The sequence below is a fragment of the Nonomuraea sp. NPDC049695 genome (assembly GCF_040674955.1).
Taxonomy (GTDB): Bacteria; Actinomycetota; Actinomycetes; order Streptosporangiales; family Streptosporangiaceae; genus Nonomuraea; species Nonomuraea helvata.
In genome coordinates this window covers 41645-65319 of sequence record NZ_JBFANV010000031.1, presented here as the reverse complement: position 1 = coordinate 65319, position 23675 = coordinate 41645, and the positions used below count along the sequence as shown (strand labels likewise).

The window sequence follows — 23675 nt, the reverse complement described above, 5'->3', positions numbered from 1 at the left end:
ACACCATTGACGTTGAACACCCTATCGGGATTGGATGCACGAAACCCCCCGAAAACCATCAAAAGGGGCCTTATTTATCATGCGTATCCTTCTCATCGGAGCCGGCGGGGTGGGAACCGCCATCACCCGCATCGCCGCGCGCCGCCCGTTCTTCGACCACATGGTCGTCGCCGACTACGACCTGCCCCGCGCCAAGGCGGCCGTCGCCGCGCTGGGCGAGCGGGCGGACAGGTTCACCCCGGCCAGGATCGACGCCGCCGACCGGGCCGCGGTCGTCGCGCTGCTGAAAGAGCACCGGTGCGACGTGCTCATGAACGCCACCGACCCCCGTTACGTGCTGCCGCTGTTCGACGCGGCGCTCGCTGCCGACGCCGATTACCTCGACATGGCGATGTCGATGTCCAGGCCGCACCCGGACCGCCCGTACGAGGAGGTGGGGGTCAAGCTGGGCGACGACCAGTTCGCCCGCGACGGCGAGTGGGCGGCCAGGGGCAGGCTGGCGCTGGTCGGCATGGGCGTCGAGCCCGGCCTGGCCGACGTCTTCGCCCGGTACGCCGCCGACGAGCTCTTCGACGAGATCGAGGAGATCGGCATCAGGGACGGCGCCAACCTGACCGTCGACGGCTACGAGTTCGCCCCGTCGTTCAACATCTGGACCACCATCGAGGAGTGCCTCAACCCGCCGCTCATCTACGAGAAGGAGCGCGGCTGGTACACCACGGAGCCGTTCAGCGAGCCCGAGGTCTTCGACTTCCCGGACGGGATCGGCCCCGTGGAGTGCGTGAACGTCGAGCACGAGGAGGTGGTGCTCGTCCCGAGGTGGATCCCCGCCCAGCGGGTGACGTTCAAGTACGGCCTCGGCGAGGACTTCATCGGCAAGCTCAAGACCCTGCGCGCGCTCGGCGTGGACAGCACCGAGCCGGTCGCCGTCAGGACCGACGACGGCACCGCCCGGGTCGCCCCGCGCGACGTGGTCGCGGCCGTGCTGCCCGACCCGGCCGGCCTCGGCGACCGCATGCACGGCAAGACCTGCGCCGGCACCTGGGTGAAGGGCGTCAAGGACGGACGGCCCCGTGAGGTGTACCTCTACCACGTGGTGGACAACCAGTGGTCGATGCGCGAGTACGGCTCCCAGGCCGTGGTCTGGCAGACCGCCGTGAACCCGGTCGTCGCCCTGGAACTGCTGGCGAACGGATTGTGGAAGGGCACGGGCGTGCTGGGGCCCGAGGCGTTCGAGCCGCGCCCGTTCCTGAACCTCCTGGTCGAGTACGACTCCCCCTGGCAGCTGCGCGAACAGTAGGCGCTGGGATCATTGTGGGGCAACGACCCGCACGACGAAGGACTGCGCCTTGAGCATCGCCGACGATCCCGACCGCGCCCCGGCCCGCTCCCACCTGTACGCCATGGGCTGGTCGGAGGAGGACATGCGCCGCCCCGTGGTCGGCATCGCCTCCACCTGGACCGGCACCATGCCCTGCAACCTCACCCACCGCGAGCTGGCCGCCCACGTCGCCGAGGGGGTGCGCGCGGCGGGCGGCACGCCGATGGAGTTCAACACGATCGCCGTCTCCGACAACCTCACCATGCACACCCCCGGCATGCGCACGTCGCTGGTCAGCCGCGAGGTCATCGCCGACTCGATCGAGCTCATGGGCCGCGCGCACGGCTTCGACGCGCTGGTGGTCATCGTGGGCTGCGACAAGACGGTGCCCGCCGGGATCATGGCGCTCGCCCGCCTCGACGTGCCCTCCGTCGTCCTCTACAGCGGCACGATGATGCCGGGCAGGTGGCGCGGGCGCGACGTCACCATCCAGGACATGTGGGAGGCGCTCGGCGAGCGCGCCGTCGGCCGCATGGACCAGGCGGAGCTGGACGACCTGGCCAGGCACGCCTGTCCGGGCGCCGGCACCTGCGCCGCCCAGTACACCGCCAACACCATGGGCGGCGTCGCCGACTTCCTCGGCCTGGCGCCGTTCGGTGTGGGCGACATCCCCGCCGTGGCCGAGGAGAAGAACGCCGCGGCCCGGCGGGTCGGCGAGATCGCCATGGAGGCGCTGGCCCGCGACGCCCGCCCCTCGCGCGTGCTCACCGAGGACGCCCTGCACAACGCGATCGTCTCGGTGGCGGCCATGGGCGGCTCCACCAACGCCGTCCTGCACCTGCTGGCCATCGCCCGCGAGGCAGGGCTGTCCCTGCGCATCGACGAGATCGGCGAGGTCTGCCGCCAGGTCCCGATCATCACCGGGCTCAAGCCGAGCGGCGGCGAGCACACGGCCCTGGACCTGTGGCGGGCCGGGGGCACCTCGCTGGTGGTGCGCCGCCTGCTGGAGGCCGGGCTGCTGCGCGAGAACGTCACGCTGGTGGACGGCCGTACCCTCGCCGAGGTCGCGGCGGACGCCGAGGAGACGCCGGGGCAGCAGGTGGTGGCGAGCGTGGCCGAGCCGTTCAAGCCGCGCGGCGCGCTGGCCATCCTGCGGGGCTCGCTCGCGCCCGACGGCTGCGTGCTCAAGCTGGGCGGCAAGGACGACTTCCGCCACGAGGGCCCGGCCAAGGTGTTCGACTCGGAGCACGACTGCTACGTCGCCATCCAGGACGGGCGCATCGTGCCCGGCGACGTCATCGTCCTGCGTTACGAGGGCCCCGCGGGCGGTCCCGGCATGCAGGAGATGCTCTCGATCACGGGCCCGCTCGTCGGCCGCGGCCTCGGGAGCTCGGTGGCCCTGGTGACCGACGGGCGCTTCAGCGGGGTCTCACACGGGCGGGTGATCGGGCACGTGGCGCCCGAGGCCTACCACGGCGGGCCGATCGCGCTGGTGCGCGACGGCGACACGATCGTCATCGACAGCGCGGCGGCGACGATCGAGCTGGTGGTGCCGGAGGAGGAACTGGAGCTGCGCCGGGCCTCGTGGAAGCGCCCCGAGAGGGAGGTCGAGCGGGGGGTGCTGACCAAGTACATGGCGACGGTCGGCTCCGCCTCGGACGGCGCGGTCACCGCCTGACGGGGATCAACCAGGTCACCGAGGCCGCTACACTGCGCAGTGACGTTCGCCGGACCCTCATAAGGAGACTTACGCGATGTACAAGGAGTTCGCTGTCGAGGCCGTGATGTGGCTCGTCCCGGTCGTGGTGCTGATCGGGGTGGCACTCCTCGTCACCGCGTGAGCCAGGGGCCCAGCCGGGGGTCGGCCCGACCCCTGGCGGTCACTCAGCGGTAGCGGGACGACACGTACGACCTGGCGTAGGGCTTGAAGCCGTCAACCTGGTCCACCCAGTCGTTCCATGCGTCGCTCAGCTTGGCCGACTGCACGGTGCAGGCGGCCAACTTGGTTTTGCGGGGGCCGATGCTCCGGATGGAGTCATAGCAGGACCCATGCCGCAGGGCTACTCGGTCTCGTTGAGCTCGGCGATGGCCAGCTCGGCCGTGCTGCGGATGTCGAAGAACTTGTCGAGCGCCGTGATCGCGAACAGGTGCTTGCACCTGCCGTTCAGCCCCGACAGCAGCAGCCGCCCGCCCGAGGCGGTGACGGCCTTGTGCAGGTAGACCAGCACGGACAGGCCGGAGGAGTCGCAGACGCTGACGGCCTGCATGTCGATGACGAGCATCGGGGGCTGGGTGAGGTCGAGGGCCTTGGTGACACGGTCGCGGACCTCCGCCGCGGAGCCGAAGTCGAAGTCCCCCGTCAGCCGCGCGATGACGCAGGGTCCCTGGAGTCCCAGGCTTATCGACAAGGCCTGCTCCGAAGTCACCCAGCTCCACCTACCTGCGTTGCTCGACCGATCCAACTACTTTACGAGAAGTAGCGCTTCGGGTTGAACACCAGCATCTGCTCAATCTGGTCGTCGGTCACACCCGAGTCCAGCAGTGCGGCCAAGACATCGTCGTGAATGTGATCGTAGCGCCAGTTCGGTGCGAGCGTTGAGCGGGCCTCGTCCCAGGCGCCGCCGAAGTAGTCCATGAAGCAGGCGGTGTCGTGGCTGAGGACCATGCGGTCGGCGTATCCGCGCTGGCAGAGCGCCGCGACCGTGGCCACCCGCTGAGCGGTCGAGTTGTACGCGTCCAGGCCGAACCGGTCCATCCCCAGCGTCGCGCCGGTGTCGGCCAGGCGCATGAGGTAGTCGAGGTCGTTGCTGTCGCCCGCGTGCCCGACCACCACCTTCGCCAGGTCCACGCCTTCCTTGGCGAACAGGTCGAGCGCGATCAGGCCGCTCTGCGTGAAGGCGTTCGTGTGGACGGTGATCGGCGCGCCGGTGCGCACGTGCGCCTGCGCGACGGCCCGGCAGATGCGCTCGACGCCGGGCGTCAGGCCCTTCTGCTCCACCACGCACTTCAGGAACGCGGCCTTCACGCCGGTGTCGGCGATGCCCTCGGTCAGGTCGCGGACGAAGTCGTCGATCATCGGGTCCGGCATGTCGAGGAACAGGCCGGGGCCTCGGTGCGCGTACTGGTGCGGCAGCTCCTCGAAGGCGTAGATGCCGGTGGCGACGATGATGTTCAGGCCGGGCACCTGCTCGGCGACGCGCTGGATGCGCGGGATGTACCGGCCGAGGCCCCACACCGTCGGGTCGACGATCGTCCGCACGCCCTTCGCGACCACCGCGTCAAGCTTGGCGACCGCGTCCGCCACGCGGTACTCCTCGTCCCACCAGGCACCTTTGCCGTAGTTGTCCAGGTGCTCGGTGGAGAGGACGAACACGTGCTCGTGCATGAGCGTCTGCCCGAGCCGGTCGACGTCCACGGGTCCGCGGACGGTGTCGACAGTGGGCATGAGCGCCTCCGTACCGACTGGGCTGTAGGCGCTCAACGTAGGCTCGTCCACGGCCCCCGTCAACCACCTGCCCCGGCGCGGGCGAGCCGCCGGAACAGCGGCTCCGGGCTGGGCAGCCGCTCACCGCTCACCGCCGCGGCCACGCGCGCCGCCGCGGTCGGCAGGAAGGGCTCGAGCTGTACGGCCAGCTCCCGGCAGGCGCGCACCAGCGTCCCCAGCGAGACCTCCTGCTGGGCCCGCGTCTGGCGCCACGGCTGGGTGCGCTCGACGTACTTGTTGGCCTCCTCGACGAGCGCCCACACGGCCACCGCCGCCCGCCGGAAGTCGAACGCCTCCAGCGCCTCGTCCACCGACACCTCGACGAGCGCCTCCCCGTCGGCGGGCACGTGGCCGTCCAGGAAGCGGTGCACCATGGTGACGACCCGGTTGACCAGGTTCCCCAGCCCGTTGGCCAGGTCCTCGTCGGCCCTGGCGACCAGCCGTTCCTCGGTGAAGTCGGCGTCGCCCACGCGCGGCACCTCGCGCAGCAGCCACCACCGCACGGCATCGACGCCGTACGCGTGGACGAGCGCGAGGGGGTCGGCCGCGTTGCCCGCCGACTTGCTGATCTTCCGGCCGTCCACCGTGAGGTAGTCGTGCACGAAGATCCCCGTGGGCAGCGGCTCCCCCGCGGACAGCAGCATCGCCGGCCAGTAGACCGCGTGGAACCGGATCACCCCCTTGCCCATCAGGTGCACCTTGCGCGGCTCGGAGACCCACCAGCGGTCGTAGTCGTCGCCTTCGAGCGCGGTGATGTAGTTGGCCAGCGCGTCCCACCACACGTACACCACCTGGCTCGGGTCGCCGGGCACCGGGATGCCCCACCCGCGGGCCCGTGCGGCGGACCGCGAGATGCTGATGTCGCCCAGCCCCGCCTCGACGAACGCGAGCACCTCGTTCCGGCGCGCGACGGGCTCGATCCTCAGCCGTCCCGAGCGGATGAGCTCGCTCAGGGCGTCCTGGTACCGGGAGAGGCGGAAGAACCAGTTCTCCTCGGACACGTGCTGCAACGGCGCCTCATGCCCGTCGGGACAGGGGCCTTCCTGGTAGAACTGCTCGCAGCCCACACAGTAGAGCCCCTCGTAATGCCGCTGGTAGAGGTCGTGCCGCGTGGCCTCCCAGATCCGCTCGACCCCGGCGCGGTGCCCGGCGTGGGCGCTCGTCCGGATGAACGAGTCGAACGACAGGTCCAGCGGCCCCCGCAGCCCCTCGAACGCGGCCGCGTTCCTGTCCACCAGCTCCCGCACCGGCACGCCCTCCGCCTCGGCGGCCAGCACGTTCTTCAGCGAGTTGTCGTCGGTGCCCGTCTGGAACCGCACCGGCTCGCCCCGCCGCCGATGGTGTCTGGCCAGCACGTCGGCCTGCACCAGCTCCAAGGCGTGCCCGACGTGGGGACGGGCGTTGACGTAGGGGATGGTCGTCGTGATGTACATCGGTTGCCTCCAAAGGGGCCCCGAACACGACGAGAGGCCCCGGGTCGCAGGGCCTCAACAAGACGTCGCCGGTGAAACCCCCTAGGGGGCCATCATCACCAGGCAGGCGGTCATGACGCTCATGCTAACGGCCTCCGGCCCGCCGGAGCCACCCATATCGGCGTCAGCGCCCGGCGCGGTGGCGTACCAGCCACACCGCCAGGCCGACCGCGAAGACCGCGAGCCCGGCGAGCACCGACGTCAGGGGAAGTGTCGCCGCCAACAGCGCGCACAGCGCCAGCCCGACCACCGGGACGAGCTTCGGCGGCGCGCCCTCGCCGGGGCCGAGCGTGAGCGCGCACGCGTTGGCGATGCCGTAGTAGACCAGCACACCGAACGACGAGAACCCGATCGCCTCCCTCAGGTCGGCGACCAGCAGCAGCACGATCACCGCGCCCCCGACCGCCAGCTCGGCCCGCCGCGGCACCTGGCGCACCGGATCCACCGCGGCCAGCACGCCGGGCAGGTCGCGCTCGCGCGCCATGGCCAGCACGGTGCGCGAGACGCCGAGCAGCAGCGCCAGCAGCGCGCCCAGCGCCGCCGCCGCGGCGCCGACCCCCACCACCGGCACCAGCCACGCGGCCCCGGCCTCCCTGACGACCTCGGCCAGCGGCGCCGGGGACCTGGCCAGCAGGAACGGCCCGAGCGCGCGCAGCGCGGCCAGCGCGACCAGGGTGTAGACGACGAACGCGACGCCCAGCGCGATGCCGACGGCCCGTGGGATGGTGCGGGCCGGGTCACGCACCTCCTCGCCGAGAGTGGCGATCCTGGCATAACCGGCGAACGCGAAGAAGAGCAGCCCGGCCCCCTGCAGCACGCCCCACACATCGACCTGCTCCGGGCCGAGCGGGGTGAGCCCGAGGTCGTGCCGCGCCTTGGCGAGCGCAGGACCGTACTCGGAGAGCGGCGCGTAGACGAACCAGCCGAACGTGACCGTGTCGTCGCCGAACAGGCCCGCGGCCACCACCGCGGCGAGCACGGCCAGCACGAACACCACGATCACCTTGGCGAGCCCCGCCGAGCGCCGCACCCCGTACACGCTGAGCGCCGTCAGCGCGGCCACGGCGCCGACGGCCAGGGGCCGCGCCAGCTCAGGGGCGACGTACGCGCCGAACGTGAGGGCCATCGCCGCGCACGAGGCGGTCTTGCCGACCGTGAAACCCCAGCCCGCCAGGTAGCCCCACAGCGGGCCGAGCCGCCGCCTGCCGTAGACGTAGGTGCCGCCCGACTCCGGGTAAAGAGCGGCCAGCCTGGCCGAGGAGGTGGCGTTGCAGTAGGCCACGACGGCGGCGAGCGCGAGCGCGAGGAGCAGCCAGTGGCCCGCGGCGCCCGCGGCGGGCGCGAACGCCGCGAACACGCCCGCGCCGATCATCGCGCTCAGGCCCACGACGACCGCGTCGGTGGTGCCGAGCCGCCGCGACAGCTCCTCGGGCACGTCCCCGCCTCCCCCTCTGCTTCAGGAGTCCTACTCTGCCGCATCCCACCGACAGTCCACACCGACGCCCAGGTGAACGTTTGTCGGCGGCCCTGGCTACGTGCTCTTCTGCGGCGCGGGCACCACCAGCATCGGCCGGTGCGCGTGGTGCAGCACCCGGTCGGACGTGCTGCCGAGCAGCAGCGAGCGCAACCCGCCCAGCCCCCGGGTGCCGGTCACGATGAGCCTGGCGTCGATCTCGTCCGCCACGTCCACGATGGTCGACCAGACGGCGACGGAGTCCATGTCGCACCGCGCGGTGGCGTCCAGCCCGGCCTGGCGCGCCAGGTCCGCGCCCTGGTGGGCGAGCTCCCTCATCGCCTCCTCGACCGCCTTGTCCTCCTCGCCCAGTTGGTCCACCGCCATCATGAGCCCGGCGGAGGCCCTGGCCGTGGTCATCGCCACCCGCTCCCACACGGTCAGCACGACCGCGGGCTCCCCCGGCATGATCTCCCCAGCCAGGGCGATCGCCGCCTTGGCGTCCTCCGAGCCGTCATACGCGATCAAGATGCTCATCGCAGCCACTCCTTTACGAGGTCAGGGCCTACCTCTTTCCCGCACGAACCGTTTCACGCCTGTTTCACGGGTAGGCCGCCCTTCATGACGGTGACGCGATTCCAGAAACTGCCCCTCGCCGAGCGCGACCGGGAGTGGGACGCCGACGAGGCGGAGAAGCGGGTGCGCAAGTGGGCCGGCGCGGAGGACGGGCCGAACGAGAAGTACCGCAAGGCCTTCATCTGGTACGACGCCGACAACGCCGACGAGTTCGGAGCGTACAAGCTGCCGATCGCCGACGTCGTGGGCGGGGACCTGAAGGCGGTGCCGCGGGCCGTGTTCTCGGCGGCGGCGGTCATGGAGGGCGCCCGGGGCGGGATCGATCTGCCGAAGAAGGACATCGAATCCGTCAAGGAGCACCTGGCGGGCTACTACGCCAAGATGGGTGAAGAACCGCCCTGGGAGCGCTGAGCCAACGGCGTCAGCATCGACAGCGCCGCCAGCGCCAGCACGCCCACCTCGGTGACGACCACCACCCGCTGGGTCAGCCCGGCCGGGATGTCGTCGTTGGTCAGCGGGATGCCGAACATCCGCACCACATACGGAACCACGACCAGCAGCAGGGCGCCCAGGGCCACGGCGCTGAGGATGCGCACCGCCCTGGCGTACCTGATCTTCGCCTTGGCCAGCAACATTCCCGCCGCGGGCATCACCAGGAAAGCGGCGAAAGCGGCGTACCGGTGGATGCCACCGGACAACGACAGCGGCACGCCCGGCCGGTCGGTGGGGAAGGCGCCGATCAGGAACATGCTCGCCCCCCACGCCAGCAGCAGCGCGACGATCCAGCGGCTCATCCCGGCCCGGCGCAGCGCCTCGGCGATCAGCGCGGAGCCCACCGCGAACAAGGTCAGCGAGGCGGGCAGCAGCCAGCCGGACGGCTGGAAGGCGTACTCGCTGATGACGCTGTGCAACGGGTCGAGGCCGGATTCGGCGTGCAGGGTGAGCATGGCGCCGCTTCCGGTGCCGATGGCCGCGAATCCACTGACAAGCAATTCCTTCATGCCCTAAAGCTCGAGGAATGCGGGCTCGCGGAGTATCGGAGATCGGCCCGAAACGGCCCTGAGCCATCCCTTAATACCAAGGTCTGCGCGACCCTGAGAAGCGCCACTTGACCTGGGCGGAAGCGACCCTTGGTAGGGACTCCCCCCTCAGGGTGCGTACGGGATGCACGACCGCGATTTGACTTGGAGTGCACTCGAAGGGCGAACCTGGATACATGACGATCCAGGAGGCCGCCCAGCGGTCCGGACTGAGCGCTCACACGCTGCGTTACTACGAGCGCATCGGGCTCATCCACTCCGTGGGCCGCGACCACAACGGGCACCGCGACTACGCGGAGGAGGACCTCCGGTGGCTGGACTTCCTCACCAAGCTGCGGACCACCGGCATGTCGATCGCCGACATGTGCCGGTACGCGGAGCTGCGGCGCATGGGCAAGCACACCGCCGACGAGCGGCGCGAACTGCTCAAGCTGCACCGTGAGCGGGTCAGGTCGAAGATCGCCGAGCTGACCGAGGACCTGAAGGTGCTCGACTACAAGATCAACCGTTACGGGGACATGGCATGAACAAGCGCATTCTCGGAAAGGGCGGCCCGCAGGTCTCGGCGCTGGGCCTCGGCTGCATGGGCATGTCCGAGTTCTACGGCCCCGGCGACGACAAGGAGTCGATCGCCGTCATCCATCGCGCCCTCGACCTGGGCATCGATTTCCTGGACACGGCCGACATGTACGGGCTCGGCGCCAACGAGGAGCTCGTCGGCCGGGCCATCAGGGATCGGCGGGACGAGGTCGTGCTGGCCACCAAGTTCGGCGTCAAGCGCGGCGGCGGCGCGCGCTCGATCGAGAACAGCCCCGAGTACATCAGGGCCGCCTGCGACGCCTCGCTCCAGCGCCTCGGCGTGGACCACATCGACCTCTACTACATGCACCGGCGCAACAGGAACGTGCCCGTCGAGGAGTCGGTCGGCGCGATGGCCGAGCTGGTCGAGCAGGGCAAGGTAGGCCACCTCGGGCTGTCCGAGGTGAGCGCGGACACGCTGCGCAAGGCGTCCGCCGTCCACCCGATCGCGGCCCTGCAGAGCGAGTACTCGCTGTTCACCAGGGGGCTGGAGGCGGAGATCCTGCCCGCGGCCAGGGAGCTGGGCGTGGCGCTGGTGGCGTACTCGCCGATCAGCCGCGGCCTCCTGTCCGGCACGCTGCCCCCGGTCGACGAGCTGCCCGAGGACGATGTCCGGCGGTGGATGCCGCGCATCGCGGGCGAGGCCGGGGCGCGCAACTCGGCGCTGGTGGCGGAGGTACGGCAGATCGCCGACGCGGCCGGGATCACCACGGCGCAGCTCGCCCTGGCCTGGGTGCTGGCCCAGGGGGACGACATCGTGCCGATCCCGGGGACGAAGCGGCTGACGTACCTGGAGGAGAACGCTGCGGCGGCCGACATCACGCTGACGTCCGACCAGCTCGACGCCCTGGCCCGCGCCATCCCCGCCGACGCCGTCGCCGGCACCCGCTACCCGGACATGTCAGAAATCGAGGCATAACTCCGGCTGCACGCGGGACGTCGGTCAGAGAGCCAGGGTCACGACGGGATGTCGAAGTACGCGCGGATCGTGGTCGCCCCCGCGCGGGTGTGGACGCGTACGAGGTCGCTCAGCAGGTTGACGATCAACAGCCCCCGCGATCCCGCGTGACGGGGATCGACCGGCCGGCGCCCCGCCAGCAGGTCGGTGATGTGTCCCGAGTCGCTGACCTCGCACACCATCCGCCCGTCCTCCACCCAGATCCGGACGGTCCCTGACCCGCCCCCGTGGTCGAGGCTGTTGGCCCCGAGCTCAGCCACCGTCAGGCGGATGTCGTCGAGCCGGTCGCCGGAGAACCCCATCAACGCGGCCTGCCCGGCGGCCAGGCTGCGGGCCTCCGAAAGGTTGGTGCGGTCGAAGCGCAGCGACACGAACTCGGCCGGCTCCTCCAGCGCCCGGTTGTGCCCCGAGATCACCAGCTCGGGCGCGTAGTCGGCGCTGGGCCACTCTCCCATGACGTCCCACATCACGGGATGGGTGCGCTCCGCCTCCTGGATGACCTCGGGCGCCAGCCCCACGACGTCGTACGGGCACAGGATCGTGACCCGCCGCCCCGCGAACGCCAGGTTGATCAGCGCCTCGTGCTGCGCGGCGGCACCGTATTCGGTGTCGGTGCGGCCGGCCCAGATCGGCTCGCCGATGATCCGGACGTGTACGCCCGGGTGCTGGTCGGCGAAGTCGCGGAGCACGGCGGGGATGATCCGCCCCGGATTGCGCCCGGCCTCCTGCATGTTGAGCAGGAGCACCGACTTGGCGTCATCACCCAGCTCGGACTCGATCAACGCGAGATTCGCGGCGGGCACCGCGACCGCGACGGGCTCGCCGAGGGCCAGCCCGGCGCGGACGAACGCGGTGGTGGCAGCCACGTATTCCCGGTCGCCCCGGTAGAGGAGCGCCGGATGTACGAACGGTTCCGCGAACATCAGGCTTCACGCTACCCAACGTTGATGACTTCAAGGCAATCTGTTGGGTACCTAGTATGTGTGAAGAGCAGAATGCCGCTTATCCGCCGCCCCCGCCCCGCACCCAGGCCGCTCCCCCTCGATCTACGCACTCCGTCCGGCCGGATCCTCCCGTTCTGAGCGATGAAAACCCTATGCTCGAGGACATGCCGGAATTGCAGATGCGAGTTTCCGACGATGACCGCGAGCGCGCCGCGCAGCAGCTGCAGCACGCCTTCACCGAGGGCCGCCTCACCCAGCTGGAGCTCGAGGACCGCCTTGAGATCGCCCTGACCGCGAAGACCTACGGCGACCTGCTGGGCCTGATCGACGATCTCCCCGTCGATCAGCCGCAGGTCGACGACGTGGTCGAGCTGGAGTCGAAGAACGGCCACATCAAGCGCTCCGGCGACTGGGCCGTCCCCAGGCGGCTGCGGGCGACCTCCAAGTACGGCGGCGTCGAGCTGGACCTGTCCGAGGCCGTGATCACGCACCCGGTCGTGGAGATCGAGCTCGACCTCGCGTACGGCTCCGCCAAGATCACGCTCCCGGAGGGCGGGGTGGCGAACGTCGACGCGTTCCGGAGCGACTACGGCCACGTCTCGACCTCCGACGTGCCGGGCAGGCAGCGCCCCGGCGCCCTCTACATCGTTATCAGCGGCAGGACGAAGTACGGCGGGCTGACGGTGCGCTATCCGCGCAGGCGCTGGTTCACCCACTGATGGAAGAGCGAGATGTGGTGCTCGCTGGGCACGAGCACCCCTCCGTCGCGGTACGCGCGTGACGACATGCCGGGCTGGGTCCGCTCGCAGGCGTCGAAGTCCTGCTCGTTGACCCGGTGGAACAGCTCGACCGACGGCGACAGGTCGGCGCCGGAGGCCACCACGTCCGGGTGGTAGAGCCAGTCGCATTCGACCACGGTCCTGTCCGCCGCCAGCGGGACCATCCGGTGCAGGATCACGTGGTCGGGCACGAGGTTGACGAACACCTGCGGCTTGACGGTGATCGCGTAGTAGCGCCGGTCCTGGTCCTGCGACACGTCGGGCAGCTTGCCGAACCCCGGGCCGCCGTCCACGGTGAACCCCTCGACCCGCTCGGCGAACTCCGCGCCGTGGCCCACGTAGTACTGCGCCGCGTAGCCGCCCGCGAACTCCGGCAGCACGGCGACCAGCTCGGGGTGGATGGTGGCGCAGTGGTAGCACTCCATGAAGTTCTCGACGACGAGCTTCCAGTTGGCCTTGACGTCGTAGACGATCCTGCGGCCGAGCGCGAGCTTGTCGACGTGATAGCGCTCGATGGCGGCGGGGTCGCCGAGCCGTTCGATCGCCGCGTACGTCACCGTCTCCTCGAACGAGGGCGGCTCCGCGGCCAGGCACACCCACGCGTACCCCAGCCATTCCCGCAGGTGCACGGGCACCAGGCCGTACTCGACGCGGTCGACGTCGGGCATCTTCGCCAGGTTCGGGGCGGCGGCCAGGCGGCCGTCGAGGTCGTAGGACCAGGCGTGGTACGCGCACCTGATCGTCCTCCTGACCTCGCCCTCCGGCTCGAGGCAGAGGCGTGCGCCGCGGTGCCTGCAGACGTTGAGGAAGGCCCGCAGCCGATCGTCGCGGCCGCGTACCACGATCACGCTCTCCCTGCCGACCTGGACCGTCCTGAACGCGCCCGGCTTCGGCAGGTCCTCGCCCCTTACCGCGCAGAACCAGAGGGCCTCGAAGATCTTGGCCTGCTCCTCGGCGAACACCTCGGGGTCGGTGTACGAGCGGCCGGGAAGCGTGGGCATCAAGCTGGACAACCGGCCCCCTCTGTTGCGCATGACGCACCGAGTTGCTCTATATGCGACTTTCTGCGGACATCGTCAGTCGGCCCTAGGACACTGTCAAGAGGTAGGTGCTGTACCTGCGCAACAGCACCGTGTCCAGCCTGGTCACCAGCCTGTCGGGGAGCAGCCCCGCGGCCGGGCGCTGCGCGGTGTTGGTGGGCTCGGCGGCGGCCAGCCGGGCGGGTCTGCGGACCACCCTGGACCGCCCCCGCTCATAGGCACGCAGGTCACCGAGCCGCCGGCCGTACGCGGCTCCGGCGCCTCCTCGTACACCTCGGCCTCGTGACCCGCCTTGAGCAGGCCGCGCGCCAGGGCGAGCCCCGCGACGCCCGCCCCGATGACGATGACTCTCATATGAGACATCGACTTCACCATCCGCGCGGCTTTACACCGGCTTGATACCTATGGTGTTAGCGGGGTGCAAGTGATGGTCAAGGACTGCTCCATAATGTTCCCTTCGTTCGTTAAACCTACGAAGGGCATGAAATGACACCCCCTCGTCGTCGCCTGGCCGTCGCGGCCGCGACGCTGACCCTTGCCGTCCTCACCACCGCCTGCGGTGCCATCGGTCAGGCCGTTGACTGCAACACGGCCGCCAGTGAGGCCAGCAAGATCGCCACCGAGTGGAGCAGCGCGATCACGAGCAACGCCACGGACACGAAGGCCCTCGGCGCGGCCTCGAAGACCGCGGCGGACAAGACCAAGGAGCTCGCCGGCAAGTACGACGGCGACGTCGCCGCCGCGCTGAACGACTTGGCCGCCGGGTTCGAGACCATGGAGAAGGGCGACCTGAGCAGCGTGTCGGAGTTCACCGGCAAGATCGGCGGTTTCCAGAGCAAGATCACGTCTGCCTGCTCCTGACGTCAGGCCCGCGGCCGCCGTCCCGCCTGTGGGGGGCAGGACGGTGCGGCGGCCGCGCCGCGTCGGGGCGGATTCGTTCTAGTCTTGCTGCCCGTGACGGCTGAGACTCTGGCGGCGCGAACGGGGGCGTCCGCCGCCTTCTGGAAGGCCCGGCTCTCCGGCCACCGCGTGCGTGTGGGCGCTATCGCGCTCGCCTCCGCGGTGGCCTACGCCGTGCTCGGGCTGGTCAAGCTGGCCACGTTCCGGGCCACCACGTTCGACCTGGTGATCGTGGACCAGGCGGTGCGCAACTACGCGCACTTCCGCCCGCCGTACATCCCGGTGCGCGGCGTGTTCTCCGACCGCGGCATGGACTACCTCCAGCTCGCCGACCACTTCTCGCCCATCTACGCGCTCCTGTCGCCGTTCTACTGGATCCACGACGGGCCGGAGACGCTGATCGTGGCGCAGGCGGCGCTGTTCGCCGCCGCGATCCCCTTCCTGTGGCGCTACACCAGGCGCGTGCTGGGCGTCGCGCCCGCCTACCTGGTCTCCGTGGCGTACGCGCTGTCGTGGCCCGTGGCGCAGGCGGTCGCGTTCGACGCGCACGAGGTGATGTTCGTCCCGCTGCTCACCGCGATCATGATCGAGCGCTACCACGCCGGCCGGACGCTGCCGGCGTTCCTGGCGATGCTCGGGCTCCTCCTGGTCAAGGAGGACATGGGGCTCATGGTCGCCGGCGTGGGCCTGTGCCTGGTCGTCATGGGCGACCGGTGGCGCGGCGCGCTCTGCGTGCTGTACGGCCTCGGCGCCGTGCTGGTCGCCCGCGCCCTGGTGACCTCGGTGTTCGGGGGCGACGCCACGGACTACTGGGGCTACGGGCACCTCGGGAAGGACCTGCCTGACGCGATCATGGGGATCGTCCGCGATCCCGTCTCCGCGCTCCTGCTCCCGTTCAGCGCGGAGGCCAAGGTCGACACGCTGCTCCTGCTGGCCTGGCCGACGTTGATGCTCTGCCTGCTCTCGCCGCTGTCCTTGGCGGCGCTGCCCCACGTGCTCGAACGCATGCTGTCCGACCGCGACCAGTGGTGGCAGGCCGACTTCCAGTACAGCGCGTTCACCGTGATCATCCTGTTCTGCGCGGGCGTGGACGGGCTGGCCAGGCTGCTGCGCTGGCTCAAGCGCTCCGACGACCGCTCGCTCAAGCTGGCCTGGGCGGCGGCGGCCTGCGCGGTCGCGCTCACCCTGGTGCCCAAGTTCGCGCTGGACCAGCTCTACCATCCGGCCTTCTACCAGGAGCCCAAGGCGGCCGCCGCCGCGGAGGCCGCGAGCAAGGTGCCCTCCGGGGTCACCGTCGAGGCGGTCAACTCCCTCGGCCCCGCCCTGAGCTCCAGGACCACGGTCCTGCTGTGGACGGCCAAGTCGCACGGCGCTCCGTGGGTCGTGGCCGACACCGCACGCTGGGAGTTCCCCTTCGGCTCCCCGGACGAGCAGCTCGCCGTGGTCGGCGGCCTGCAGGCCAACGGGTACACGAAGGTCTTCGAGCGCGACGGCTACGTGGTGCTGCGACGCGACTGAACCGCCTCCTCGTAGGCCCGCTCGAACCCCGCCAGCACCGTGGGCCACGAGCCCGCGGCCGGGACCGTCGCGCGGTTGTGCGCGGCGATCGACTCGCGCAGCCCGGAGTCCGTGCACAGGCGCGCCACCGCGCGGGCCAGGTCGCCGAGCGTACGGCCGAGCAGCCCCTCCGTGCCGTTCCCGACGAAGTCGGCGACGCCGCTCTGCGCCCTGGCCACCACGGGCAGACCCGCGGCCCGCGCCTCGAGCGCCGCGATGCCGAACGACTCGCGCGGCGCGGGCGCCACGAACACGTCCGCGGACTCCAGCACCTTCGCGATCTGCTCCCGGGTGTAGCGGCCGGGCAGGGAGACCCACTCGGCCATGCCGTGCCTGGCGAGAAAGCGTTCCATCTGGCCGCGGGCCGGGCCGTCGCCGACGATCGTGGCGCGCATGGGGATCCGTGCGGGCACGCGCGCCCTGGCCGCCTGGAGCAGCTTCAGCAGGCGTACGGGCTGCTTGCGCGGCGCCAGCCGGCCCACCGCGACGATGTGCACCTCGTCGCGGCGGTCCCGGGTCCCTGGAGGCGGCGCCCAGCCCGACAGGTCGAGGCCGTTGGAGACCACCCGCACGGGCACCTCGGGCCCGGCCACGGCGCGGATCGGGGCCGCCGCCGCGTTGCTGACCGTGGTCGCCACCAGCCCCCACCGCTGCCAGCCGAACGCCAGCCGCAGCAGCCGGTAGACCATCCGCGTGACCGGGTCCCACATGCTGTGCACGGTCACCACGCACGGCGCCCCGGCCTTCGCGGCGGCCCGCACGCCCATCCAGGCGAACGGCGAGACCGCACCCGTGTGGACGTGTACCACGTCCGGGCGCAGGGAGGTGATGCGGCGCGTGAGATGCCCCACGCCGAACGGGTGCACCGGCAGGTCGAACGGCATCCTGGCGACGATCCTGTGGACGCCCGGCAGCTCCTCGCCCCTGGTCGCCGTGGCCACGGAGACGTCGTGTCCCGCCTCGCGCTGCATCCGCACGAGATCGGCCACCTGGACCTCGATCCCCCCGAGTCGCGGCAGGTAACAGTCACTCACGTGAAAGATCCGCACCCCTCCCAGACTAATCTGGGCGTGTGCCTCCACGTACCGCTGTGTTCTTCCATGCCCATCCCGACGACGAGGCCCTGCTGACGGCGGGCACCATGGCGATGCTCGCGGCCGAGGGGCACCGCGTGGTGCTCGTGGTGGCCACCGCGGGCGAACGCGGCCTGGCCGATATGGCGCCGGGCGAGGCGCTCGGCGAGACCAGGCTCAAGGAGCTCTATCAGTCGGCGGCGATGCTCGGCTGCGCACGCGTGGAGTGCCTCGGATACGGCGACTCAGGGCTGAGCCCCAAGGGCGGCGTCGCCGAGGAGCGGCCCGACAACGCCTTCATCGACGCCGACACGGAGGAGGCGGCCAAGGCACTGGCCGCGATCCTGGAGGAGGAGAAGGCGGACCTGCTGGCGATCTACGATCCGGCGGGCGGCTACGGGCACCCCGACCACGTGCAGGTGCACCGGGTGGGCAAGCGGGCGGCGACGATCGCCGGCACGGAGATCGTCCTGGAGGCGACGGTCAACCGCGATCCGCTGGTCAGGCTGCTGCGGCTGGCGGGCCGGTTCTACAAGTTCCCGCCGGAGTTCGACGTGCGGACGTTCGAGAGCGCGTACTCGTCGAACGAGACGATCACCCACCGGGTCAATGTCCGGAAATATACGAAACAGAAGCGGGCGTCCATGGCCGCGCACGCCTCCCAGGCCAGCGGCGGCGACAGCGACCGCACGCTCGCCGTCATGCTGAAGGTCCCCGGCCCGATCTACCGCTTCGTCTTCGGCACCGAGTGGTACGTACGCCGTGACCTGCCGCCCGGCGCCCGGCTGACTCATCCCTTCGACCGGTGGCCCAAATAATCCCCCAGAAGGACGATGTCGCTCCGGCGACCCGTCAGACTGGACCCGATGAAGAACAAGTGGCTCCAGACCGCCTTGTCCGTGCTGTCGCTCGGGCTCGCCGTGCTGCTCGTGGTCTACCTGCCGCAGATCGTGCACACGCTCACCGGCAAGCCCGTCTCCTGGCACCAGATCGGCACGGTCTTCGGCACGCTCGGGGCCGGCGAGATCGCGCTGATGAGCGCGCTGTGGCTGCTGAGCCTGCTGGCGTACACGTTCGTGCTGACCAACTCCCTGCCCGGCCTCAACAACCTGCAGGGCCTCACCATCAACGCGGCGGGCAGCGCGGTCAGCAACCTGCTGCCGTTCGGCGGGGCGGTCGGCGTGGCGGTGACGTTCGCGATGACCAAGGGCTGGGGCTTCACCAGCCGGTCGATCGTGGTGATGACGCTCGTCAGCGGCATCTGGAACACGTTGTTCAGATTCATCCTGCCGGCCGTCGGGATCATCGCGCTGCTGGCCGCGGGCAAGGCGCCCAACGCGACCGTCGCCAACGCCGGGTGGACGGGGGCCATCTCGATCCTCGTGCTCTGCGTGATCGTGGCCGCCGCCCTCTACTGGGAGCGCGCCGCCGACGTGCTCGGCCGCGTGCTCGACGGCATCACCCGGCTGCTCCGGCTGAAGTTCCACGCCTCGGACGCGTTCCACAAGCTGCGCGCCGACACCGCCGGCGTCGTCAGGACCCGGTGGCTCGGGCTGTCGCTCGGCATGGTGTTCTTCCTCGGCTTCCAGTGGGCGATCATGGCGGCCTGCATGTACGCCACCGGCGCCTGGCCAGGACCGGCCGAGTCGATCGCCGTCTTCGCGCTGTCCAGGGTCCTGACCAGCGCCCTGATCACGCCCAGCGGGGCGGGGATCATGGAGAGCGGCGTGGCCGCCCTGCTCATCTCCGCGTTCGGCGTGCCGGCCACTCCGGCCATCGCCACCGCACTGCTTTTCGGCTTCTGGACTTACACTATCGAGATCCCGTTCGGCGGCCTGGCACTGGGCGCATGGGCGCTGCTGCGCAGGCGCAACGGCCGGAACGCCGGCGCGGAGCCCCCGTCCGCGATCTCGAAGGCCCAGTAGTGACAATCCCAAACCCATCAAAGACCTTGTGCGTGATTCCTAGGCCCGCATAGCGTGGCGGCTGACATGGTGGCGTTCCGAGTTCTGGGGCCAGTCGAGGCGTACGAACAAGACGACGAACTCGACCTCGGCGGGTTGCGGCAGCGGGCCGTCCTCGCCCGACTTCTCGTGGCCAGAGGTCAGGTCGTGCCCGTTGACACGCTTCTTTACGATCTGTGGGACGACGACGCGGCAAAGGGCGCGCAGTCGGGCCTGCAGGTCTACATCTCGCGCCTGCGGCGGGTGCTGGAGCCCGGCCGCCCGCGCGGCGGGCCCAACCGGCTGCTGGTGACGGTCGCGTCCGGCTACGCGTTGCGGGTGGCCGCCGACCAGGTCGACGCGCTCAGCTTCGAGCAGCTCGTACGCGCGGCGGGCGAGCGTCTCGAGGAGGGCGATCCGCAGTCCGCCCGCGGCCGCCTGCAGAAGGCTCTGGGGCTGTGGCGCGGCACCCCCTACTCCGACTTCGCCGACCAGTCGTGGGCGGAGGCCGAGGTCAACCGCCTGGCGGAGCTGCGTCTCGTGACGCGCGAGCGGCACGCCGACACCGGCCTGCGGCTGGGCCTGCACGCCGAGACCGTGCCCGACCTGGAGGCGCTGACCACCGAGCACCCGCTGCGCGAGGAGGGCTGGCGGCTGCTGGCGCTCGGCCTCTACCGGTGCGGCCGGCAGGGCGACGCGCTGGCCGCGCTGCGCAGGGCCAGAAACATCCTGGCCGACGAGCTGGGCATCGACCCGGGTCCCGCGCTGCGCAAGCTGGAGTCCGACATCCTCGCCCAGTCGCCGGAGCTGGACCTCGCCGTCCCCGCGCGGCCCGTGCGGCCGGCGCCGGTCACCGACACCTGGCCGCCCAGGCCGGCCGCGGCCGTCGAGCCACCGCCGCTGGAGCCCGAGCCGTTCGTCGGCCGCGACGCCGAGCTGGCCAGGCTGACCACGACCGCCTCGCGCACGGGCAGGTTCCAGGTCGCGATCGTGGCGGGGGTCGCGGGCGCGGGCAAGACCACGCTGCTGCGCCAGCTCGAGGGCAGGCTCTCCGCCGACGGCTGGATCGCCGCGTCCGGCGCGTGCCCCGACTCCAGCGCCACCCCGCCGGGCTGGGCCTGGGTGGAGATCCTGCGCTCGCTCACCGCCGTGTCCGGCGCGGGCGAATACGCCCAGCTGCTCGCGCCGCTGCTCGACGACGCCGCCCCCGACCCCGACGAGGACGAGGCGTCCGGCGGCTTCCGGCTGCACCGCGCGGTCGGCGGCTACCTGGCCGGGGTCGCGCGCCGGGCGCCGGTGCTGCTGACGCTCGAGGACCTCCACTGGGCCGACGACCAGACGCTCGCCCTGCTGCGCGCGCTGCCCAGCCTGCTGGCCACCAGCCGGGTGCTGCTGGTGGTGACGTGCCGGGACAACGAGCTCGACGACCGCCAGTCCGACGTGCTGGCCGCGCTGGCCAGGCTGGGCCCGGTGCGCGTGAGCCTGTCGGGGCTCGACCCCAAGGCCGTGGCCGAGCTGGTCAAGGCGACGTGCGTACGCGAGATCGACGAGGACGCGGTCGAGTCGATCGTCGAGCGCACGGGCGGCAACCCGTTCTTCGTCCGCGAGACCGTGCGCCTGCTCGACTCCGAGGGCGCGGCCGACCGGGCCAGCGCGGCCGAGGTGCTCTCGCAGGTGCCCTCCGGCGTGCGCGACGTGCTGCGGCGGCGGATCTCGCGGCTGCCCTCCGGGGCGCAGCAGATCCTGCTGCAGGCCGCCGTGATCGGGCGCGACGTCGATCTCGACGTGCTGATCGCCGTGTCCGGCGACGCCGACGCCGTGATCGAGGCCGTCGAGGCGGCGCTGCTGGCCGGGCTGGTGACCGAGCCGGGTCCCGGGCAGCTCAGGTTCGACCACGACCTGGTGCGCGACACGATCTACTCCGACGCCTCCAGGCTCCGCCGCACCAGGCTGCACGCGGCCGTGGCGGCGGTCATCGAGCACCACCGGCCGTCCGACGTGGCGGCGCTGGCCCACCACTACTACCTGGCCGACGCGGCCGGCAAGGCGGTCCACTACGCGGGGCTCGCGGCCGAGCAGGCCGAGCGGCGCTTCGCCCACCGCGAGGCGGCCACCCTGTGGGAGCAGGCCATCGCGGCGTTCGACCGCTCGCGCAACGACGAGCAGAGCGGCGCGCAGACGCCGGAGCGCACGAAGGAGCGCCTGCGGCTCATGCTCCGCCAGATCAGGGCGCTGGCCCTGTGCGGCGACATGACGGCGGCCCGGCTGCTGCGGCGCCAGGCCATGGACGCCGCGCTCCCGCTGGGCGACCTGGAGATCACCGCGAAGGTGGCGGCCTCGCTGGCCGTGCCGCACAAGGGGATGGCGCGCGACTTCACCCGCACCGCCTGGGAGATCGTGGACGTCACCGAGAAGGCGCTCATGGAGCTGCCCGAGGGCGAGCAGCGGCTGCGGGCCAGCCTGCTGACCACGCTGGCGCTGGAACTGGAGGGCTCCTCCTCGCCGGAGCGCGGGCGCCAGGCGTCCCTGGAGGCGCTGGAGCTGGCCAGGCAGAGCGGCGACCCGACGCTGATCGCGGCGGCGCTGAGCGGGCGGCTGCGGCAGTCCTATGACATCCCGGCGGTGGACAGCCGCGAGAGCATCGGCAGGGAGCTGCTGGAGGTCGCGCAGCGCTCGGGGCAGATGGCCACGCAGGCGCTGGCCCACCTGGTGCTGCTGGAGTGCGCGGCGGCCAGGGGCGAGTTCGCGGTCGCCGACAGGCACGCGGCCGCCGCCGACGCCCTGGCCAAGCAGTACGACCTGTCGGCGCCCGCCGCGGTCGTGGTCTGGTACTCGGGGCAGCGGCTGATGATCGCCGGCGACTACGCGGGCGCCGAGCGGGCCTACCGCGAGGCGGCCAGGATGACCGCGCGGGCGGGCATGCTGGAAGGCCGCCAGGACCTCCCGTTGATCACGGCGTTCTGCCTGCACCTGGTTGACGGCCGGGCGGCCGAGATGGTCGACCTGCTCGGCGAGAAACACCAGCAGGGCGCCAAGTGGACGCTCGACGCGTACGCGCTGGCCCTGGCCTCGGCCGGGCACCTGAAGGACGCCAAGGCCGTGGCCGCCACCCGTCCGCCGGTGCGTCCCGACTTCCTGTACGAGCTGGCGATGACCTGGCGGGCCCTGGCCGGCATGCTGCTCGACGACCGGGAGCGGATGGTCGACTGCTACGACAAGCTCAAGCCGTTCGCCGACCGGGTGGCGGGCGCGGGCACCGGCGTGGTGGCGCTGTGGCCGGTGGCGCTGACGCTCGGCGACCTCGCCATCCGCCTGGGGCAGCCCGACGCCGCGCGCGCCCACTACACCAAGGCGCTGGAGGTGGCCCAGCGGGTCGGTGTGCCGCGCTGGGTGGAGGCGGCGCAGCGGTCGGTCAGCAGCTCACCTGGCAACGGGCGCTCTTGACGGCCCCGGCGCCTTCGACCGGCTGACCGCCACGGGCCGCTCCGGCAGTGGCTCGGTGACGGGCACCTCGCGGGCCGACAGGGTGACAGTCGTCACAGGTGCGGGCGCGGTGCCGGCGCTGTCATGGGCGAAGACGCCGGCGTACGCGCCGGTGAAGGCCAGGGACGCCACGAGGAGCTTGGCCGCGTTCGTGACGCCGCAGGCCAGGACCGCTGCGCTTCTCCCCGGCATGGCCAACCCCCTTCTGCCTCCCCCCTAGAGTGAGGCTGGGTGGTTGAGTCCTGCTTGTCGCCTGGTTGCCGTGGCTTGCAAGCTGGTGTGGCGGAAACTTTCAGCTTGAACTAAGGTAAGCCTGACCTAAGGCTTGGGAGGGGTGTGCGGATGAGCGGCATTGCCGATCCTCTGAAGCCGTCCTGGTTCGGCCTGCCGCACTGGCTGGTCGGGGCCGTGCTCATCCTCGCCCTGTTCGGAGCGTTCCAGGTCTACTACTGGGTCGGCCGCAGGCTGGGCGAGAAGCTCTACGACTCCCGCGTGGGCGTCCGGCTGGGGCGCGAGCGGATCGCGAAGATCGAGCACGTTGTCGAGAGGTGGGGCGCGCTGGCCGTCTACGGCTGCTTCTGGGTACCCATGCTGCGGCACACGCTGCCGTGGGTGGCGGGGGCGCTGCGCGTGTCCTATCCCTGGTACGTGGTCGCGAGCGCGCTGGGCTGCCTGACCTGGGCGCCGCTGTGGTGGTTCGCCGCGACGGCGGTCGTGTGGGGGTGGCTGGAGCTGGCCGCGCGTTCGCCCGTCACGGCGGCGGTCGTGGCCGTGCTCGCCGTGGCCGCGATCTCCTGGGCGGTGGTGCGGCGCAGGAGGAGGCGGCGCGCCGCCTCCTCAGAGGCCCTGGTCTCCTAGCCGTGTCCCGGTCCGGTCGTCGATGACGGCCTCAGGGGCGTTCCTGCGCACGGTCTCGATGCCGTTCGCGCAGGCGATCTTGGTCGGGTAGCCGCCGCCGACGGCCAGGGTCTGCCCGTTGCTCGCGACGAGCGTGAAGCGGAAGCCGCCCTGCTCGTCCTCATCGATGATGAACCTGCCCGCCACGGCCGCCACTCCCCTCGTCCAGCGTGGAT

The 23675-nt window shown here is 71.2% G+C and carries 24 protein-coding genes and 1 pseudogene; 12 read left to right on the top strand and 13 right to left on the bottom strand.

Annotated features, from left to right (window positions below):
* Window positions 1-79: 79 nt before the first annotated feature.
* Together AB0J64_RS26010 and ilvD are read left to right on the top strand one after the other, a co-directional pair.
* Window positions 80-1300, top strand: coding sequence for a saccharopine dehydrogenase C-terminal domain-containing protein (locus AB0J64_RS26010; protein ID WP_364031711.1), 1221 nt, complete (start codon window positions 80-82; stop codon window positions 1298-1300).
* A gap of 49 nt (window positions 1301-1349) precedes the next feature.
* Window positions 1350-2999 carry a dihydroxy-acid dehydratase gene (gene ilvD / locus AB0J64_RS26005; RefSeq protein ID WP_364031708.1) on the top strand — a complete coding sequence of 550 codons (1650 nt, stop codon included), beginning with the start codon at window positions 1350-1352 and terminating at the stop codon, window positions 2997-2999.
* A 382-nt stretch (window positions 3000-3381) separates the two neighbouring features.
* Here ilvD and AB0J64_RS26000 read toward each other — a convergent pair whose 3' ends face one another.
* The 5 genes from AB0J64_RS26000 to AB0J64_RS25980 all read right to left on the bottom strand — a co-directional run bounded on the left by AB0J64_RS26000 (window position 3382) and on the right by AB0J64_RS25980 (window position 8267).
* Window positions 3382-3747 (bottom strand): STAS domain-containing protein, encoded by a 366-nt coding sequence (locus AB0J64_RS26000; RefSeq protein ID WP_344990692.1) that lies wholly within the window; start codon window positions 3745-3747, stop codon window positions 3382-3384.
* A 41-nt stretch (window positions 3748-3788) separates the two neighbouring features.
* Entirely contained in the window at window positions 3789-4766 is a 978-nt protein-coding gene (locus AB0J64_RS25995) for a phosphotriesterase-related protein (RefSeq protein WP_364031704.1), read from the bottom strand.
* A gap of 59 nt (window positions 4767-4825) precedes the next feature.
* Complete coding sequence (locus tag AB0J64_RS25990; RefSeq protein WP_364031701.1) at window positions 4826-6238, bottom strand: methionine--tRNA ligase; 1413 nt, start codon at window positions 6236-6238, stop codon at window positions 4826-4828.
* Between the two features lie 163 nt (window positions 6239-6401).
* Window positions 6402-7712: an APC family permease gene (locus AB0J64_RS25985; protein ID WP_364031698.1), complete on the bottom strand. Its 1311-nt coding sequence runs from the start codon at window positions 7710-7712 to the stop codon at window positions 6402-6404.
* Between the two features lie 96 nt (window positions 7713-7808).
* A complete protein-coding gene (locus AB0J64_RS25980; RefSeq protein ID WP_364031695.1) occupies window positions 7809-8267 on the bottom strand; it encodes a universal stress protein in 459 nt (152 codons plus the stop codon).
* Between the two features lie 84 nt (window positions 8268-8351).
* Here AB0J64_RS25980 and AB0J64_RS25975 point away from each other — a divergent pair, with 84 nt between their 5' ends.
* On the top strand, window positions 8352-8717 hold the full coding sequence (locus AB0J64_RS25975; RefSeq protein WP_364031692.1) for a hypothetical protein: 366 nt from the start codon (window positions 8352-8354) through the stop codon (window positions 8715-8717).
* On the opposite strand, the gene AB0J64_RS25970 is transcribed toward AB0J64_RS25975, so the two are convergent.
* The gene (locus AB0J64_RS25970) at window positions 8678-9307 is read right to left on the bottom strand and encodes a DUF998 domain-containing protein (protein WP_364031689.1); all 630 of its coding nucleotides are present in this window, start codon (window positions 9305-9307) and stop codon (window positions 8678-8680) included. The two genes, AB0J64_RS25975 and AB0J64_RS25970, sit on opposite strands and share 40 nt — an antisense overlap.
* Before the next feature lie 215 nt (window positions 9308-9522).
* Here AB0J64_RS25970 and AB0J64_RS25965 point away from each other — a divergent pair, with 215 nt between their 5' ends.
* Together AB0J64_RS25965 and AB0J64_RS25960 are read left to right on the top strand one after the other, a co-directional pair.
* Window positions 9523-9873, top strand: a complete 351-nt coding sequence (locus tag AB0J64_RS25965) for a MerR family transcriptional regulator (RefSeq protein WP_364031686.1) — start codon at window positions 9523-9525, stop codon at window positions 9871-9873.
* A complete protein-coding gene (locus AB0J64_RS25960) occupies window positions 9870-10844 on the top strand; it encodes an aldo/keto reductase (RefSeq protein ID WP_364031683.1) in 975 nt (324 codons plus the stop codon). The genes AB0J64_RS25965 and AB0J64_RS25960 overlap by 4 nt, the downstream gene beginning before the upstream one ends.
* A 38-nt stretch (window positions 10845-10882) precedes the next feature.
* Here the strand turns inward: AB0J64_RS25960 and AB0J64_RS25955 are convergent, their stop codons facing one another.
* Window positions 10883-11806, bottom strand: a complete 924-nt coding sequence (locus tag AB0J64_RS25955; protein WP_364031680.1) for a sensor histidine kinase — start codon at window positions 11804-11806, stop codon at window positions 10883-10885.
* 185 nt (window positions 11807-11991) lie between these two features.
* On the opposite strand from AB0J64_RS25955, the gene AB0J64_RS25950 reads away from it, so the two are divergent.
* Window positions 11992-12546, top strand: coding sequence for a DUF1707 domain-containing protein (locus tag AB0J64_RS25950; protein WP_364031677.1), 555 nt, complete (start codon window positions 11992-11994; stop codon window positions 12544-12546).
* On the opposite strand, the gene AB0J64_RS25945 is transcribed toward AB0J64_RS25950, so the two are convergent.
* From AB0J64_RS25945 to AB0J64_RS25935, 3 genes and pseudogenes are all read right to left on the bottom strand, one after another.
* On the bottom strand, window positions 12516-13607 hold the full coding sequence (locus AB0J64_RS25945) for an aromatic ring-hydroxylating dioxygenase subunit alpha (protein WP_364031818.1): 1092 nt from the start codon (window positions 13605-13607) through the stop codon (window positions 12516-12518). The genes AB0J64_RS25950 and AB0J64_RS25945 overlap by 31 nt on opposite strands.
* Window positions 13608-13692: 85 nt before the next feature.
* Window positions 13693-13842, bottom strand: coding sequence for a hypothetical protein (locus AB0J64_RS25940; protein ID WP_364031830.1), 150 nt, complete (start codon window positions 13840-13842; stop codon window positions 13693-13695).
* 65 nt (window positions 13843-13907) lie between these two features.
* Window positions 13908-14000: pseudogene (locus AB0J64_RS25935) on the bottom strand (NAD(P)-binding protein); the annotation flags it as partial.
* A 132-nt stretch (window positions 14001-14132) separates the two neighbouring features.
* Between AB0J64_RS25935 and AB0J64_RS25930 the strand changes: the two are divergent.
* Both AB0J64_RS25930 and AB0J64_RS25925 read left to right on the top strand, forming a co-directional pair.
* Complete coding sequence (locus AB0J64_RS25930) at window positions 14133-14507, top strand: hypothetical protein (protein WP_364031674.1); 375 nt, start codon at window positions 14133-14135, stop codon at window positions 14505-14507.
* 93 nt (window positions 14508-14600) lie between these two features.
* On the top strand, window positions 14601-16064 hold the full coding sequence (locus tag AB0J64_RS25925) for a DUF2079 domain-containing protein (RefSeq protein WP_364031671.1): 1464 nt from the start codon (window positions 14601-14603) through the stop codon (window positions 16062-16064).
* Here AB0J64_RS25925 and AB0J64_RS25920 read toward each other — a convergent pair.
* A complete protein-coding gene (locus AB0J64_RS25920) occupies window positions 16040-17137 on the bottom strand; it encodes a glycosyltransferase (protein ID WP_364031668.1) in 1098 nt (365 codons plus the stop codon). The two genes, AB0J64_RS25925 and AB0J64_RS25920, sit on opposite strands and share 25 nt — an antisense overlap.
* Before the next feature lie 38 nt (window positions 17138-17175).
* Between AB0J64_RS25920 and AB0J64_RS25915 the strand changes: the two genes are divergently transcribed.
* From AB0J64_RS25915 to AB0J64_RS25905, 3 genes are all read left to right on the top strand, one after another.
* A complete protein-coding gene (locus tag AB0J64_RS25915; protein ID WP_364031665.1) occupies window positions 17176-17994 on the top strand; it encodes a PIG-L family deacetylase in 819 nt (272 codons plus the stop codon).
* A gap of 48 nt (window positions 17995-18042) precedes the next feature.
* The gene (locus tag AB0J64_RS25910; RefSeq protein WP_364031662.1) at window positions 18043-19101 is read left to right on the top strand and encodes a lysylphosphatidylglycerol synthase transmembrane domain-containing protein; all 1059 of its coding nucleotides are present in this window, start codon (window positions 18043-18045) and stop codon (window positions 19099-19101) included.
* A 66-nt stretch (window positions 19102-19167) separates the two neighbouring features.
* Window positions 19168-22563 (top strand): BTAD domain-containing putative transcriptional regulator, encoded by a 3396-nt coding sequence (locus tag AB0J64_RS25905; RefSeq protein ID WP_364031659.1) that lies wholly within the window; start codon window positions 19168-19170, stop codon window positions 22561-22563.
* Here the strand turns inward: AB0J64_RS25905 and AB0J64_RS25900 are convergent.
* Entirely contained in the window at window positions 22540-22794 is a 255-nt protein-coding gene (locus AB0J64_RS25900; RefSeq protein ID WP_364031656.1) for a hypothetical protein, read from the bottom strand. The two genes, AB0J64_RS25905 and AB0J64_RS25900, sit on opposite strands and share 24 nt — an antisense overlap.
* A 150-nt stretch (window positions 22795-22944) precedes the next feature.
* Between AB0J64_RS25900 and AB0J64_RS25895 the strand changes: the two genes are divergently transcribed.
* Window positions 22945-23460: a VTT domain-containing protein gene (locus AB0J64_RS25895; protein WP_364031654.1), complete on the top strand. Its 516-nt coding sequence runs from the start codon at window positions 22945-22947 to the stop codon at window positions 23458-23460.
* Here the strand turns inward: AB0J64_RS25895 and AB0J64_RS25890 are convergent.
* The gene (locus tag AB0J64_RS25890) at window positions 23440-23646 is read right to left on the bottom strand and encodes a YegP family protein (RefSeq protein ID WP_364031651.1); all 207 of its coding nucleotides are present in this window, start codon (window positions 23644-23646) and stop codon (window positions 23440-23442) included. The two genes, AB0J64_RS25895 and AB0J64_RS25890, sit on opposite strands and share 21 nt — an antisense overlap.
* Between the last annotated feature and the right edge of the window lie 29 nt (window positions 23647-23675).

Excerpts from the sequence above, each read along its gene's own strand:
- AB0J64_RS25965 (WP_364031686.1), top strand. The coding sequence starts at position 9,523 with ATGACGATCCAGGAGGCCGCCCAGCGGTCCGGACTGAGCGCTCACACG.
- AB0J64_RS25975 (WP_364031692.1), top strand. The coding sequence starts at position 8,352 with ATGACGGTGACGCGATTCCAGAAACTGCCCCTCGCCGAGCGCGACCGG.
- AB0J64_RS25960 (WP_364031683.1), top strand. The coding sequence starts at position 9,870 with ATGAACAAGCGCATTCTCGGAAAGGGCGGCCCGCAGGTCTCGGCGCTG.
- AB0J64_RS25930 (WP_364031674.1), top strand. The coding sequence starts at position 14,133 with ATGACACCCCCTCGTCGTCGCCTGGCCGTCGCGGCCGCGACGCTGACC.
- AB0J64_RS25895 (WP_364031654.1), top strand. The coding sequence starts at position 22,945 with ATGAGCGGCATTGCCGATCCTCTGAAGCCGTCCTGGTTCGGCCTGCCG.
- AB0J64_RS25910 (WP_364031662.1), top strand. The coding sequence starts at position 18,043 with ATGAAGAACAAGTGGCTCCAGACCGCCTTGTCCGTGCTGTCGCTCGGG.
- AB0J64_RS25995 (WP_364031704.1), bottom strand. The coding sequence starts at position 4,766 with ATGCCCACTGTCGACACCGTCCGCGGACCCGTGGACGTCGACCGGCTC.
- AB0J64_RS25955 (WP_364031680.1), bottom strand. The coding sequence starts at position 11,806 with ATGTTCGCGGAACCGTTCGTACATCCGGCGCTCCTCTACCGGGGCGAC.
- AB0J64_RS25950 (WP_364031677.1), top strand. The coding sequence starts at position 11,992 with ATGCCGGAATTGCAGATGCGAGTTTCCGACGATGACCGCGAGCGCGCC.
- AB0J64_RS25900 (WP_364031656.1), bottom strand. The coding sequence starts at position 22,794 with ATGCCGGGGAGAAGCGCAGCGGTCCTGGCCTGCGGCGTCACGAACGCG.
- AB0J64_RS25990 (WP_364031701.1), bottom strand. The coding sequence starts at position 6,238 with ATGTACATCACGACGACCATCCCCTACGTCAACGCCCGTCCCCACGTC.
- AB0J64_RS25980 (WP_364031695.1), bottom strand. The coding sequence starts at position 8,267 with ATGAGCATCTTGATCGCGTATGACGGCTCGGAGGACGCCAAGGCGGCG.
- AB0J64_RS25945 (WP_364031818.1), bottom strand. The coding sequence starts at position 13,607 with ATGCCCACGCTTCCCGGCCGCTCGTACACCGACCCCGAGGTGTTCGCC.
- AB0J64_RS25905 (WP_364031659.1), top strand. The coding sequence starts at position 19,168 with ATGGTGGCGTTCCGAGTTCTGGGGCCAGTCGAGGCGTACGAACAAGAC.
- AB0J64_RS26010 (WP_364031711.1), top strand. The coding sequence starts at position 80 with ATGCGTATCCTTCTCATCGGAGCCGGCGGGGTGGGAACCGCCATCACC.
- AB0J64_RS25970 (WP_364031689.1), bottom strand. The coding sequence starts at position 9,307 with ATGAAGGAATTGCTTGTCAGTGGATTCGCGGCCATCGGCACCGGAAGC.